The sequence below is a fragment of the Bradyrhizobium sp. 25ACV genome (assembly GCF_054863005.1).
Genome location: NZ_JAVAYO010000045.1, coordinates 1 through 398, shown reverse-complemented (window position 1 = coordinate 398; position 398 = coordinate 1). Strand labels below are relative to the sequence as shown.

Below are 398 nucleotides of genomic sequence, written 5' to 3'. Positions count from 1 at the left end.
GAGGGCTCGTCCAGCAGCATCAGCCGCGGCCGCAGCATCAGGGCGCGGGCGACCGCGAGCATCTGCTGCTCGCCGCCGGAGAGCGTGCCGGCCTGCTGGGTGTGGCGCTGCTTCAGCACCGGGAAATGCGCGTACATGCGCTCGATGTCGGAGACGATGCCGGCGCTGTCCTTGCGGGTGATGGCCCCGAGCTGGAGATTCTCCTCCACCGTCATGGTGGTGAAGGTTCCGCGGCCCTGCGGCACATGGGCAATGCCGAACCGCACGATGCTCTCGGTGGAGCGGTTGTTCAGCGGCTTGCCGTCGAACTCGATGCCGCCGGTGGAGCGCACCATGTTGCAGATCGCGCGCAGCGTGGTGGTCTTGCCGGCGCCGTTGGCCCCGAGCAGCGTCACCAG

The 398-nt window shown here is 68.8% G+C and carries 1 protein-coding gene; it reads right to left on the bottom strand.

The features are described 5' to 3' along the window. On the bottom strand, positions 1-398 hold a 398-nt coding region (locus RAD04_RS38495), incomplete at both ends, for an ABC transporter ATP-binding protein (protein WP_461627944.1).